The 13,708-nt window shown below is 43.4% G+C and carries 11 protein-coding genes; 1 reads left to right on the top strand and 10 read right to left on the bottom strand.

Annotated features, from left to right (window positions below; translation table 11 throughout):
- Positions 1-32: 32 nt before the first annotated feature.
- The 6 genes from DXD25_RS05640 to DXD25_RS05615 form a co-directional block, all read right to left on the bottom strand.
- Positions 33-1,079 carry a sugar kinase gene (locus DXD25_RS05640; protein WP_117662168.1) on the bottom strand — a complete coding sequence of 349 codons (1,047 nt, stop codon included), beginning with the start codon at positions 1,077-1,079 and terminating at the stop codon, positions 33-35.
- Between the two features lie 139 nt (positions 1,080-1,218).
- Complete coding sequence (locus DXD25_RS05635) at positions 1,219-2,421, bottom strand: acetate kinase (protein ID WP_089544486.1); 1,203 nt, start codon at positions 2,419-2,421, stop codon at positions 1,219-1,221.
- Positions 2,422-2,459: 38 nt separating this feature from the next.
- Positions 2,460-3,506, bottom strand: coding sequence for a phosphate acetyltransferase (gene pta / locus DXD25_RS05630; RefSeq protein WP_089544487.1), 1,047 nt, complete (start codon positions 3,504-3,506; stop codon positions 2,460-2,462).
- A gap of 262 nt (positions 3,507-3,768) precedes the next feature.
- The gene (gene cdaA / locus DXD25_RS05625; RefSeq protein ID WP_089544488.1) at positions 3,769-4,539 is read right to left on the bottom strand and encodes a diadenylate cyclase CdaA; all 771 of its coding nucleotides are present in this window, start codon (positions 4,537-4,539) and stop codon (positions 3,769-3,771) included.
- Entirely contained in the window at positions 4,536-5,381 is an 846-nt protein-coding gene (gene folP, locus DXD25_RS05620) for a dihydropteroate synthase (protein WP_117662167.1), read from the bottom strand. The genes cdaA and folP overlap by 4 nt, the downstream gene beginning before the upstream one ends.
- A gap of 219 nt (positions 5,382-5,600) precedes the next feature.
- Positions 5,601-5,891 (bottom strand): hypothetical protein, encoded by a 291-nt coding sequence (locus DXD25_RS05615; RefSeq protein ID WP_147381875.1) that lies wholly within the window; start codon positions 5,889-5,891, stop codon positions 5,601-5,603.
- Positions 5,892-5,963: 72 nt separating this feature from the next.
- Here DXD25_RS05615 and murF point away from each other — a divergent pair, with 72 nt between their 5' ends.
- The gene (gene murF / locus DXD25_RS05610; protein ID WP_117662165.1) at positions 5,964-7,265 is read left to right on the top strand and encodes a UDP-N-acetylmuramoyl-tripeptide--D-alanyl-D-alanine ligase; all 1,302 of its coding nucleotides are present in this window, start codon (positions 5,964-5,966) and stop codon (positions 7,263-7,265) included.
- A gap of 104 nt (positions 7,266-7,369) precedes the next feature.
- Here murF and pdxT read toward each other — a convergent pair whose 3' ends face one another.
- The 4 genes from pdxT to DXD25_RS05590 all read right to left on the bottom strand — a co-directional run bounded on the left by pdxT (position 7,370) and on the right by DXD25_RS05590 (position 13,427).
- Positions 7,370-7,939 carry a pyridoxal 5'-phosphate synthase glutaminase subunit PdxT gene (gene pdxT / locus DXD25_RS05605; RefSeq protein WP_117662164.1) on the bottom strand — a complete coding sequence of 190 codons (570 nt, stop codon included), beginning with the start codon at positions 7,937-7,939 and terminating at the stop codon, positions 7,370-7,372.
- Positions 7,940-8,008: 69 nt separating this feature from the next.
- A complete protein-coding gene (pdxS, locus tag DXD25_RS05600) occupies positions 8,009-8,884 on the bottom strand; it encodes a pyridoxal 5'-phosphate synthase lyase subunit PdxS (RefSeq protein ID WP_117587530.1) in 876 nt (291 codons plus the stop codon).
- Positions 8,885-9,497: 613 nt separating this feature from the next.
- Positions 9,498-11,702, bottom strand: coding sequence for an outer membrane beta-barrel family protein (locus DXD25_RS05595; RefSeq protein ID WP_158556304.1), 2,205 nt, complete (start codon positions 11,700-11,702; stop codon positions 9,498-9,500).
- A 111-nt stretch (positions 11,703-11,813) separates the two neighbouring features.
- Positions 11,814-13,427 (bottom strand): lipopolysaccharide assembly protein LapB, encoded by a 1,614-nt coding sequence (locus DXD25_RS05590; RefSeq protein ID WP_147327861.1) that lies wholly within the window; start codon positions 13,425-13,427, stop codon positions 11,814-11,816.
- Between the last annotated feature and the right edge of the window lie 281 nt (positions 13,428-13,708).

Genomic DNA, 13,708 nt, shown 5'->3' with positions numbered 1-13,708 from the left:
TCTTATAGTTCTATTGTAATCTTGTTTTATTCCTATCGCTGGATTCTTCCTCCCGAAGAAGTCATATTGCTGATGATTTCTTCTTCAGATACCAGATTCTGATCGCCCGGAATCGTATTCTTGATGGCACTGGCCGAGAGAGAGAAATCCAGGCAATACTGGTTCTCATCGCCCCACTTCTGGTGAGCGTGGATATAGGCTGCAATGAAGGCATCGCCTACACCCATCGGATCAACGATAGGCTGTATGTCGTAGATTCTCGTTGTATAGAGCTGATCCTCTACTGCATCATAGAGCAGACCACTCAAGGTATGATGGCTGCTGGCTATCTGGTTTCTTACAGCCATCACCATCTTCTTGCACTTAGGGAAGAGACGGTGCATCTTGCGGAAATACGACAGATAAGCCTCCCAGTCTATTACATAGTTTTCATCCAAAGCCTCGAAAGGAATATGAGGCACTCCACTGGCTATCTCCCACTCATTCTGATCACCGAAGATGATGTCGCTATACTGCATCATCTGGAAGAGCACATCGTGAGGTTCCAGACCGTATCCCCAGAGATTCTTGCGATAGTTGATATCGCAGGCGATGGTCAGCCCATCAGCAACCGCCAGCTTGATGGCATCCATGGTTGATTCCATCGCATCACGGCTGATGGCGCAGGTAATACCTGAGCAATGGAATACGGCAGCATCTGCCAGTACCTGATTCCATTTCACCATACCACGCTTCAAGGAATAGAAAGAAGAGTTCTTGCGGTCATAGACTACACGGGAGTTGCGCATCGCCACAGCTTCCTCGAAGTAATAGGTACCGAGGCGATCGCCACCACGCACCACATGAGAAACATTCAAACCAAACTCCCTGAGATGCATCAGCGCAGCTTCGCCCATCTCGCCGTATGGCAATCGGGTTACATACTCCACGTTATCGCCCAAATGAGCCAGAGAGATGGCTGCATTTGCCTCGCTGCCACCATAGTTGCCGAACATACGGTGACCTTGGAATAATCGTTGATAACCAGGCTTAGAGATTCTAAGCAATATTTCTCCGAAAGTTACAATCTTTGTTTTCATAATTCTCAAAATTTAAGTGATGCTTCTATCCTCATCAGGCAGGAGCCTCATCATGTAATAATGATAAGAAATAAATAAGGTGAAGACCATCCATTGCTGTCTTTAGTCTTCACCTTATATTATATAGTATTGTGTGGAATTACTTCTTGGAAACCAATTCCATTGTATCGCGAGCGATAACAATCTCCTCATCGGTAGGAACTACTACTACCTTCACCTTGCTGTCATCGGTAGAGATGATAGCTTCCTCACCACGAACCTTGTCGTTAACCTCCTTATTGATCTTGATGCCAAGATACTCCAGGTTCTTGCAAGCTTCCTCGCGGAGGTCGGTCTGGTTCTCACCAACACCAGCTGTGAATACGATAGCGTCAACGCCACCCATAGCTGCTGTGTAAGCACCGATGTACTTCTTGATGCGATACTCGTACATACGGAGAGCCAGCTGAGCCTTCTCGTTACCCTCGTTGGCAGCGTTCTCGATGTCGCGCATATCAGAAGAAATACCAGTGATACCGAGCACACCACTCTTCTTGTTCAGGAAGTCAGCCATCTCCTGTGGCTTCATGTTCAACTTCTCCATCAAGTAGGTAACGGCAGAAGCATCGATGTCACCACAACGTGAACCCATCATCAAACCAGCCAATGGAGTCAAGCCCATTGAAGTATCCAATACCTTACCATTCAATACAGCAGCTACAGAGCCACCGTTACCGATGTGGCAAGTGATTACCTTTGAGTTGTTCTGGTCGAGACCGAGAATCTCGCAGACACGCTTAGAAACATAGCGGTGAGATGTTCCGTGGAAACCATAACGGCGTACGTGATACTTCTCGTACAACTCGTAAGGAATGGCATAGAGATAAGCATAGTCTGGCATTGTGCTGTGGAATGCGTTGTCGAATACGCAAACCTGAGGAGTGCCAGGCATCAATGAATCTACGGCACGGATACCCTTCAGGTGACCTGCGTTGTGAACAGGAGCGAGGTCGCAAAGTTCCTCGATACCATCCTCTACGCTCTGGTCAACGATGACACTCTCCTTGAACTTGTCACCACCCTGCACTACGCGGTGTCCTACAGCGTCGATTTCCTTCAAGTCCTTGATGGCGCCGATTTCTGGGTCGAGCAGGCACTTGAACACGAAGTTCACACCTTCCTTGTGGTCAGGCATGTCGTGCATGATCTGCTTCTTCTCGCCATTAGGCAATTTAACCTTGATGAAAGCGTTATCAAGACCGATACGCTCTACACCACCCTGTGCCAATACAGACTCATCGTCCATATTATATAACTTATACTTGATAGATGAACTACCACAGTTCAGAACCAATACTTTCATAATGTTTAGTTTGTAATGTTATAAATAAAGTTAGTTGATTAAGCCTTCTTTGCATCCTGTGCCTGGCAAGCTGTGATAGCTACCATATAGTAGATGTCATCTACAGAGCAACCACGAGAAAGGTCGTTAACAGGACGAGCGATACCCTGGAGGATAGGACCGATAGCGATGGCACCACCCAGGCGCTGAACGAGCTTGTAGCCGATGTTACCTACCTCGAGGTTTGGAACTACCAATACGTTAGCCTTACCTGCGACCTCAGACTTTGGAGCCTTCTTGGCAGCTACCTCAGGAACGAGGGCAGCATCAGCCTGAAGCTCACCGTCGAGATGCAGCTCTGGGAACTTCTCCTTAGCGATAGCCACAGCATCCTTTACCTTATCGATGATATAAACGCTCTTGCCTGTCTCCTTGTTGATAGCATCCTTGGCACTACCCATTGTTGAGAAGCTCAGCATGGCAATCTGAGGATCAGCAATACCAGCTACTGACTGAGCAGTATGAGCTGTTGTATAAGCAATCTGAGCAAGCTGGTCTGCTGTAGGGTTTGGAGTTACAGCAACGTCACCCATTACCACTACGCCATCCTGACCATACTGCTTCTGGTCTGAGATGAGCAACATAGCACCACTTACGCAAGTGATACCTGGAGTACACTTGATAATCTGGAGAGCTGGACGAAGAGTATCGCCAGTTGTGCTCAATGCACCAGAAATCTGACCATCAGCACCCTCTGTCTTGATAATCATGCAACCGAGGTAGAGGTTATTCTTAGTTACGAGTTCACGAGCCTGCTCTATGGTCATGCCCTTCTTCTTGCGAAGTTCAGCGAGCTTCTCAGCATACTCCTCAGTCTTAGGGTTGTTTTGTGGATCAACGATAGTAGCCTTGTCGATGTTGTTAAGACCCCACTGTGCAGCGAGATTCTTAATGTTGGCAGGGTTACCGATGAGGATGATGTCTGCGAGATCATCAGCCAGAACTTTATCGGCTGCTTTCAATGTACGCTCCTCTTCTGCTTCAGGGAGCACGATGCGCTGCTTGTCAGCTTTAGCGCGAGCTACGATTTGCTGTAATAAATCCATTTTATTTCTTTATTTATATAATTTTGTTATCTTCGATAGTAGATTTGTCAATCTAATAAAGAGCTACGGCTTGTTTTTTGCCGTTTTGCCATATCGACTTTGCAAAAGTACATATTTATTTTGAAATAACACTCACTAAAATGTGTAAAAAAAGCTAAAACGGGAGATAATCATTATCGTAAAGGTTTACGTAGTAGGAAAAGTAAAGAATTAAGAGTGAAGAGTGAAGAATTCATGTGCTTTCCTTCTTCACTCTTCGCTCTTATAACATTTCCTGAGTGAGGATGCTTTCCAGTTCCTCGGCAGAGAGTCGGAGCTTGAATTCGCCTTTGATGGCTACGCTGATTCGTCCCGTCTCTTCAGAAACGATAACGGCGATGGCATCACTGCTCTGCGAGATACCAAGGGCAGCACGGTGGCGGAGTCCCAGTTCCTTGGGAATATCCAGGTTGTGACTCACGGGGAGGATACAGCCTGCAGCCATGATTCGCTTGTTACTTACCACCATGGCTCCATCGTGAAGAGGCGAATTCTTGAAGAAGATGTTCTCTATCAAGCGCTGGTTGATTTTGGCATCTATCTCCTCGCCAGTATCCATGATATCCTTCAAAGGCACACCTCGCTCTATCACGATGAGGGCACCCACATATTTCTTAGCCATGCTCATGCAGGCAAGCACGATAGGCATGATCGTCTCCTTGTTTGCCTCCTTCTGACTTTCCTTGCTGGAGTGGAAGAAGCGCACCAGCCGGCGCATACTTTTCTGCGAACCAATCTCATAAAGGAATCGGCGGATGTCTTCCTGGAAGATGACGATAAGGGCGATGACTCCCACACTCACCAATTTATCCAGGATAGAACCCAGCAGACGCATTTCGAGTACCTGGCTTACGAAAAGCCAGATCAGTACAAAAAGCATGATGCCCACGAAGATGTTCAGTGAGCGGGATTCCTTCATCAGTCGATAGACGTAGAATAGCAGCGAGGCTACCAGGAGTACGTCTAACGCATCTTTGATTCCAAACTCTATCATACTCTGCCCTCCTTCATGGCTTCTACGATTTTCACAACCTCAGCCGCTTCCTTCACATCGTGAACACGAAGGATGCTGGCTCCCTTCATCAGGGCAATGGTATCAAGCACTGTGGTTCCATTGAGCGATGTAGTGGCATCTCCACCCAACAGCCTGTAAATCATACTCTTGCGGGAGATACCCACGAGCACCGGAAGTTCCAGTACGTTCAACTTCTCCATCTCATCATAAATCTGATAATTCTGGATGAGATTCTTGCCGAAACCGAAGCCCGGGTCGAGGATGATATCCTTAGCACCCAGGTCGCGCAACTGCTGCACCTCCCTGGCAAAGCCCTTCATCATCTTGGCGAGCGTAGGCTGCACCGACATTAATATATAAGGTACCTTCAGTTCGCCCACCACACGGAACATTTCAGGATATTCCTCCTGTCTCTGCTCCAGCGGTACATTGGCGATACCAGTGATTCCACCTTCTGATACATCGTTGATGATATCAGCTCCCCACTCCTCGATACACTTGCGTGCCAAAGTTGGGCGATAGGTATCTACGGAGACGGCAGCATCCGGTTGCTCCCTGCGAACGATGTCGAGAGCGAACTTCAGGCGTCTTCCCTCCTCCTCTTCCGATACTTCATCGGCACCGGGACGGGTGGAGAAAGCACCCACATCGATGATGCTTCCACCTTCTTCTATAATCTGATTAGCTCTCTGAGCTATCTCCATTTCTGTCTGCTTTCTACTGCCAGAGTAGAAGCTGTCGGGCGTAACGTTCAGGATGCCCATCACCTGAGGGGTACTCAAATCCATCAAGTGCCCCTTGATATTGATTGTATATTCCATTGGATTATAAATCTTTCAACCATTTCTCGCCTGGTTTTGTATATAACCAAGCTAAAAAACTTCCACCAACAATACAGCAAATCAGAAAAAATAATGCTAAATAACTCATACTATAAACTTTTTAGCCATTTCTTCCCTGATTCAGTATATGTCCAAAGCAAAATACCACCACCTATTAAAGTGCCTATTCCAAATATCAAAATCATTGTTTCCATTTTCTTAATATTTTAAAATTCGATTACCTACTATTGCAAACAAAATTGTCATGCACACACCAAATAAAACATACAGAAGATTCATATAATCGAATTCTCCTGTTATCATTGGCGTAAGCCCACCCAAAACCATCGCTCCAAAACTTAGTTTGGAGATATCGAAGAAATAACCAGCTAGCTTGTCTTTCCTCGTTTTTAATTTATCTCTTTCTATGTTTGCGCCCATTCCGCCCTCACTTTCTAAAGATTCATCGAATATTTCTGCAAAAATAGAAAGAATAATCGAGAAAACCACATTTTTTTGAAAAAATGTTTGCCATGTCCACGATTTAATGTACTTTTGCACTCAAAACAACAGTTATAGACTATGGATATTTCAGAACTCTATCAGATTTACCAAGCGCACCCAGTGATTACCACTGACAGCCGCGACTGCCCAGAGGGCAGCATCTTCCTGGCTTTGAAGGGCGCATCGTTTGATGGCAACAAGTTTGCCGACATGGCTTTGGAGAAAGGCTGTGCCTATGTGATTGTTGATGAAAAAGAGTATGCCAAGGAGGGCGACGAGCGCTACATCCTCGTAGAGGATTGCCTCACCACCTTCAAGGAACTCGCCCGTGAGCATCGCCGCCACTTCGAGATTCCCGTAGTGGGAATCACCGGAACCAATGGCAAGACCACCACCAAGGAACTCGTCTCTGCCGTTCTCGGCGAGAAGTTCAACGTGATGTTCACCCAGGGTAACTTCAATAATGATGTAGGCGTACCAAAGACGCTCTTCCGTCTCTCACCAGAGAATGAGATTGCCGTTGTAGAGATGGGCGCTTCCCATCCAGGCGACATCCGGAAACTCGTGGAATACGTGGAGCCTACCTGCGGTATGATTACCAATGTGGGCCGTGCCCACCTGCAGGGATTCGGAAGCTTCGAAGGCGTGAAGAAGACCAAGGGAGAACTCTATGATTACCTCGCAGCCAACGATGCCCTCGTCTTCATCAATGCAGATAACGAGCATCTGATGCAGATGGCTGAGCAGCGCAACATCAACCGCCTCATCACCTACGGCAAGGATGAGAACTGCGATGTATGGGGAGAAGTCATCTCCTGCGCCCCATTCCTGAAGTTCCGCTGGCGCACAGAGAGTTTCGACTGGCACGAGGTTCAGACCCACCTCATCGGCTCCTACAATATCGACAATATGCTTGCCGCCATCACCATTGGTCTTCATTTCGACGTGAAGCCTCAGCAGATAGATCACGCCCTGGAGAATTACATCCCAAGCAACAACCGTTCGCAGTTGGAAGAGACGGCGCACAACAAGCTGGTGGTAGATGCCTACAATGCCAACCCATCGAGCATGGCAGCCGCCATCGAGAACTTCCGCGTAATGGATGTACCTCACAAGATGGCGATTCTCGGACAGATGGGCGAGCTCGGCGAAGTGAGCCACGAGGAGCACCAGAAGGTAGTAGATCTGTTGCAGGCAGCCGGTCTGGAGAATGTATGGTTGGTGGGCGATGAGTTCAAGGATATTCCATGCAGCTACCGCAAGTTCCAGAATGTAGAGGAAGTGAAGGAAGCGCTCAAGGCGAACCAGCCTCACGACCATTACATCCTCATCAAGGGCAGCAACAGCGTGAAGCTCTTCCAGCTTCCTGAGCTGTTGTAAGAAGAACTTTCAGAATGAGTAAAACTATAAAAGCAAAAAGCCTTGCGGGATTCCGTAAGGCTTTTTGCTTTATGATATGGATTCTGCAAATAGAATCCTGAATTTTACTTCTTGCACATTTCCAGGAAATACTTATGAATCTCCAGGCTTTCGTTCAATTCGGGATGAAAGGCAGTAACCAGCTGCTTACCCTGGCGGGCAGCCACAATCTTACCATCTACCTCCGCCAAGACCTCAGCATCTCCCCACACCTCTTTAATATAAGGGGCACGGATGAAAGTCATAGGGATATTTCCCTCGATGCCCTTCATAGGAGCCTCGATGTAGAAACTGCCCAACTGGCGACCGTAGGCATTTCTCAAAGCCGTGATGTCCATCGAAGCAATGCGCTGACTAGGCTCACCCTCAATCTTCTTGGCAAGAAGAATCAAGCCGGCACAAGTACCATAAACTGGCAAACCGGCAGCAATCGCCTCCTTCACAGGCTCCATCAATCCCAGTTCATTCAAGAGTTTCGCCTGAGTGGTACTCTCACCACCCGGAATAATCAAGCCATCCTTCGGCTGGTCCCAATCCTTCAACTGGCGAACCTCAAAACTATCCACGCCCAACTGAGCCAACTTCTGTCTGTGCTCAGCAAAAGCGCCTTGTAAAGCTAAAACAGCTATTCTCATAACATACTTATCTAATATAAAAGCCCCTTCTTGTTCAGGAGGGGCCTTTATCCGTTATCTTATTTATTATTACTTACCTCTTTCTGCCATCAACAAGGCAATCTCCTGCTCGTTGATACCTACCATTGCCTCACCGAGGTCCTCGCTCAACTCAGCCAACATCTTAGGGTCGTTGTAGTTGGTTACCGCCTTCACGATAGCCTGTGCACGCTTAGCAGGGTTACCGCTCTTGAAGATACCAGAACCTACGAATACCCCCTCAGCACCGAGCTGCATCATCAAGGCAGCATCAGCTGGAGTAGCCACGCCACCGGCAGCGAAGTTAACCACTGGCAACTTGCCGTTCTCGTGAACATACTTCACCAGATCGTAAGGAGCCTGCAACTGCTTGGCAGCCTCATAAAGCTCATCCTCGCTCATAGAAACCAGGCGGCGGATTTCGCTCTGCATCATACGCATGTGGGTAACAGCCTGAACCACATCACCTGTTCCTGGCTCACCCTTGGTACGGATCATCGTAGCACCCTCAGCGATACGACGGAGCGCCTCGCCCAGATTCTTGGCACCACAAACGAATGGTACGTCAAACTGAGTCTTGTCAATGTGATAAACGTTATCTGCTGGAGAGAGCACCTCGCTCTCGTCGATATAGTCGATTTCGATAGCCTGAAGAATCTGAGCCTCAGCGAAGTGACCGATGCGGCACTTAGCCATTACAGGGATAGAAACAGCCTCCTGAATACCCTTGATCATCTTAGGGTCGCTCATACGTGAAACACCACCTGCTGCACGGATGTCAGCTGGAATACGTTCCAAAGCCATTACTGCGCATGCACCTGCTGCCTCTGCGATTCTTGCCTGTTCAGGAGTTGTTACGTCCATGATCACACCACCCTTGAGCATCTGAGCCAAGTTGCGGTTCAATTCTTGTCTATTTTCTGCCATAATTCTTTTAATTTTATCTATTTATGACTGCAAAGGAAATACTTTTCAACGAAACAGCAGAAAAATGTTCCAAATTCTGCAAACATTGAGTCATTTTGTATAAAGGATGATTCGCAAAAGTATAAGCCATATTCCGAAATATACAAAGCTCTACACAGATTGAGCGGCAAAGAGCAATCTACAGGAAGCTTTCCTTTAAAACTTATATAAATAGGTAAAACCTTGACTTTCTATCCGAAAACTATTAAACAATAATAATTTAAGGGTTTTATCATCTGAGCATCTTTATTTTTTCGTATCTTTGCGAAAAGTTTCGTTACGAAAAAATTCGATTATGGAAAATCCGCTTAAACTTGGCTCAATAGCTTTCATTCGCAGTTTGGAACAACTTGGTAGCTGGTAAATACGAGGATGTAGTCCAACTCGCCATAGAAGATTTCATAGCGACTTATGATTTAGACTACAAGCAAGAAAGGCTACATCATCCGAAGTGAAAGATATGAAATAGAATTGGACTTTGATTGGATATCAAGAAGTTTCAACTCTATATTATCTGATTCTTTTTATTCCATATCAAACGCCTTTTAGTTTTATTAGAAAACCAAAGAAAAGTCTATTCTTCCGGAATACCAAGTCTCTTCATTTCTACCTCTGCTGATGTTTGATTCTCTCTTTCTTTTATCTTATGGAAACGATATGTTAACGTCAATCCTACTTTTCGAGTTTCATACTTTGTATTAAAACTAGATCTAACATTATAAATCTGCCTACAAGCACGATTTCTATCTCCATTAAAAATATCATACCCATCTAATGATAACCGCAACCTATCGTTCAAGAAAGATTTTTTGATACTCAAATTGACAGAAGATGATGATTTTACATTTATCGACTCCATGTATCCACCCCAGACTTGTTGCCAAGACAGAGAGAGCAGAAAATGCTTAGGAAGCTTGAAATCATTATCAAAATTAAGAATTGTCGACGGATGTCCATCATGAAATGTTGTTCCATCAATACCCGGATAATGCATAATTGACTTCTGAAAGAATCCCGTCAACGATGCAGTATAGCATTTATAGGTATTACGCCAATTCAACATCGCCGCCAAAGCTTGACGATGCGACAAATTATCTTGTGACGAAACCGTTACTGCCGAGTTACCTTCCAAAGAATAAATCACCGGCAATAATGGACGATATATATAATCATAATTTAATGTAAGAAACAAAGACTTATACATCAACAGATAAGACAAGCTATGAGTGATGGCGGTCTTCAACTGGCTATTACCCTTAGATTGCTCATAACGGTTCACATACGTCACATTATCATTCATATCTGCATAATTAGCCCGCTCTGTTCCTATCGAATAGCTAAGATTCTGCACCAACAATCCATGACTATAGCTTAGGGTTACCGATGGCAAGAATGTATTATCACTATGCGTTTCTATCACAGATGCCTTTTCATTTTTCCGACGGGAATATAGATTTTGATAACGTATTCCTGTACTTAAAGAAAAGTCCCCCAAGGGTAATTCGTAGTTGATAAATACAGCATTTTTAACTTCCTTATTCTCAAAGCGACCATCGAACTTCAACCGTTCATAATCTATCTTGTCTATTCCCTCACTATAGCTGAAATCATATCCCATACCCAAAGTGCCCCATTTTCCAAAATCATGGGTAGCATGGAAATTAGAAGCCAGGACATTCCATTTAGAATGTCCCATATATGAAACCTCAGAACTCGTACCTATATGATTTTCCATTAAAGCAGAATTAGTGTTCGATGCTTTAGAAATATAATCCATCACTACACTCACGTGCCAGGCATGATTTAAACTTGCATCGTAATATATATTGACATGATGCGTAAGGAGGTTGTTTTTGGATTTATTCTTATCAAAGAGATAATATGCAGGTCCTGCATTTGGTACGACACAAAATGTATCCCGAGTCTCAACCTTTCCATCCGTATACATTCCACTATAAAGCATCCCTAGTTCTGATTTATCAGACAGATGATAAGTCATACCAGCAGAATAAGTATGACTACCGGAATGCGTCAAGCTTTCAATATGTTGCATTTTATTCCAAATGGTATCAGCTAATACCTGTTTATCATAATCAGAACTTTCGGAAGCATTATTTCTCCTATAGTAATACTTACCATACAAATCAAATTTTCCAGAATTGTATGTTGAAGAGAAACCTGTTTTATAAGCCAAATGCTTTGCCTGAGTGATATTTCCGATGGCATTAAAAGCCACACCATCTCCTAAAATCTTAGTTTTTATATCAATCACAGGTGAACCCGACGTGTCATAATCCGCCCCTGGCATGGCAACGATTTTTAAAGATTTGATTTGATCAACTGGTAAGTTATCGATAAGACTTTGATCTCTCACCTTACGCCCGTTTAAATAATAGACCGGTGCTCCCTTACCCAACACATTGAACGAATTCCCTAAATGTAAGACACCAGGAACCTTACCAATCAGTTCATATATATCATTCTGATGGTTAAGAATAGAATCATGCTCTACGTCTACGAGTAAATTATGACCAGACAACTTTATGTTTTTGCGATGCCCTATCACCTCTACATCAGATAGAGAGATTGCTGTAGAATCCGAGATACCAGTCATGTTTTTGGCAACAACGTTACTATCAGAATCAAGGATAGCAATGTTTGCAGGAACATCACCTTTGTTAGCTCCCATATCCCTTGCTATTATATTTCTAGCACTAGCAATTTGACTTACAATTATCACAAAGAAACAGAGAGCAACTAGAATTTTATTAATTTTCATACTTATTTTTATCATTAAAAATTTCACAAAATGTTATATCTAAAACTTTTTCAGTATAAGATACAGAAGGACACCTGAATAAAAGTAAAAAGCACTATATAGCCCCTATTTCTAGAAGTTTTCGATGTAGTTACGAAGCGAAAAATGCTCATTTTTAATGCCTACCTTATCCTTATACAAAAACAACTTTTGCTTGATAGCTTTCTCGCTCACACAATAGATAGATGCTAAAGTCTTTTGCGATAACTTTAAACGCAACAGCATCATTAATCGTAAATCTGCTTTAGACAAATTTGGATGCTTCTGTTTTAGTCTAGACACGAACAAATCCTCTACACTATCTAAGAAGACTTCTAACTCTGTCCAATCATTATCGGAAAGCACAATATGCTTACTCTCATTCGGAACACTCGAATTTAATTTTTCCACAACCTCTATCTTCTTTAGTAAATAGGTACGCATTACAGACAATTGCACATCCCTATGCGAGAGTTCTTCTTGGTGTAATTTCTCCATCATTTGCTGCTTTTGGGTGAATATTTCCTGTTCATGAGCTATGCGAGCTAATGACAGTTTTCGATACGACCAATAAGCATACAAGACAAACAAAATAATTATCAAGCCTAAAAATACGATCAATCCAAATACCCATCGCTGCACTTCTGCCTTTCCTTGCATTTTTGCCCTTTCATTTTCTTTCTTTAAAAAAGAAGAATAATAGGAAATCTTAGCTTTGGATGCTGTCCGGTACATTTCTTGCAAACAAGAACATGCAGAATCACTGAAAGTTTTAGCCGTCTTATAATCCTGGGCTTTTACAGCTGCTTGACTTTGCATATAAAATACCGAATAATGATCTTCAGCAGTTTTAGGAGTTGCTTGATCCAATATTGCAAAAGCTTGCTTTATGGAATCTACAGTAATATAAGCAGAAGCCAACATTAACTGACAAGAAAATCTATCATTACCATTCAAGTCATAAGCTTGCCGAGCATAAAGCAGACAACTATCCTTTTCTCTCATTTTCTCAAACGTACTAGCCAAATTTTGTTTTACACTTGACAGCAATTCATTATCGTTTGCATATATCGCCAACCTATATGCTTTTTTCTCTACTTCCAAAGCTCGTCGCAAACTATCAACATAAAAGAAGTTTTCTCCTAACTTCAAACGGGCTACCACCTTATTATATATAGTTACATTTGGCATCGACTCATACATCTTCACCAAAGCTTTAGCATAGTTCAAAGCTTTGTAAGGTGCCAGCTGTTCTTCTACTTCAATCAGCTTATCCAATGCCAAGCATTTTAAATTCATATTATGGAGGCTGTCAGATATGGAATACGACTTTTCCAGGCAACTCTTTGCCTGCTCCATACTATCATTCAGCAAAAAGTATTTTCCCATATAATACAAGGATGAAGCATAAAGAGAATCGTCCTGATGTTCTCCATACCAATCATACGCTATGCGAATCAAGGAATCGTTATCTACATCCAAGCCCGACTTATCCTGTGCCATATAATAAATGAGGGCATACTTCGCCATATCTTCATCAGAGAGTTTACCTTGATTGATACGGTTCAAAAAGACCAAGGCACTATCTGGCTTAGACTCTGCCAACGTATAAGCTAAGTCCAACTCTCTCTTATGACTTTGATAACATGATACCAACACAGAAAGCATCATAAAAAACAATATCGTAAATGAAATACTTCTTCTCATATTTTAGTATAATTACATTCTGGGCGCAAAAATACAAAATATTTTTCAATAATAGAACTAAATAGGGTCTAAAATACAAAGTCTGCAGAAAAGCTCAATATAACTGATTATCAGGTATATATATTATGTTTATAACAAAAGGGGGTCTAAATAATAGTAGTAATTACGCATTACCAACCTTTCTGCATCAGATAACAGAATCTCACGCTTTGGTTGCCAGGAGGCATTATGTTAAAGAAAATAACTCGCTCTAAATTGGACTTTGATTGAAAATCAAGAAG

The organism is Prevotella sp. TF12-30 (assembly GCF_003436715.1).
GTDB lineage: Bacteria > Bacteroidota > Bacteroidia > Bacteroidales > Bacteroidaceae > Prevotella > Prevotella copri_A.
This window is presented reverse-complemented; position numbering and strand designations above follow the sequence as displayed.

Excerpts from the sequence above, each read along its gene's own strand:
- murF (WP_117662165.1), top strand. The coding sequence starts at position 5,964 with ATGGATATTTCAGAACTCTATCAGATTTACCAAGCGCACCCAGTGATT.
- DXD25_RS05635 (WP_089544486.1), bottom strand. The coding sequence starts at position 2,421 with ATGAAAGTATTGGTTCTGAACTGTGGTAGTTCATCTATCAAGTATAAG.
- pta (WP_089544487.1), bottom strand. The coding sequence starts at position 3,506 with ATGGATTTATTACAGCAAATCGTAGCTCGCGCTAAAGCTGACAAGCAG.
- DXD25_RS05640 (WP_117662168.1), bottom strand. The coding sequence starts at position 1,079 with ATGAAAACAAAGATTGTAACTTTCGGAGAAATATTGCTTAGAATCTCT.
- cdaA (WP_089544488.1), bottom strand. The coding sequence starts at position 4,539 with ATGATAGAGTTTGGAATCAAAGATGCGTTAGACGTACTCCTGGTAGCC.
- DXD25_RS05590 (WP_147327861.1), bottom strand. The coding sequence starts at position 13,427 with ATGAGAAGAAGTATTTCATTTACGATATTGTTTTTTATGATGCTTTCT.
- folP (WP_117662167.1), bottom strand. The coding sequence starts at position 5,381 with ATGGAATATACAATCAATATCAAGGGGCACTTGATGGATTTGAGTACC.
- pdxS (WP_117587530.1), bottom strand. The coding sequence starts at position 8,884 with ATGGCAGAAAATAGACAAGAATTGAACCGCAACTTGGCTCAGATGCTC.
- DXD25_RS05595 (WP_158556304.1), bottom strand. The coding sequence starts at position 11,702 with ATGAAAATTAATAAAATTCTAGTTGCTCTCTGTTTCTTTGTGATAATT.
- pdxT (WP_117662164.1), bottom strand. The coding sequence starts at position 7,939 with ATGAGAATAGCTGTTTTAGCTTTACAAGGCGCTTTTGCTGAGCACAGA.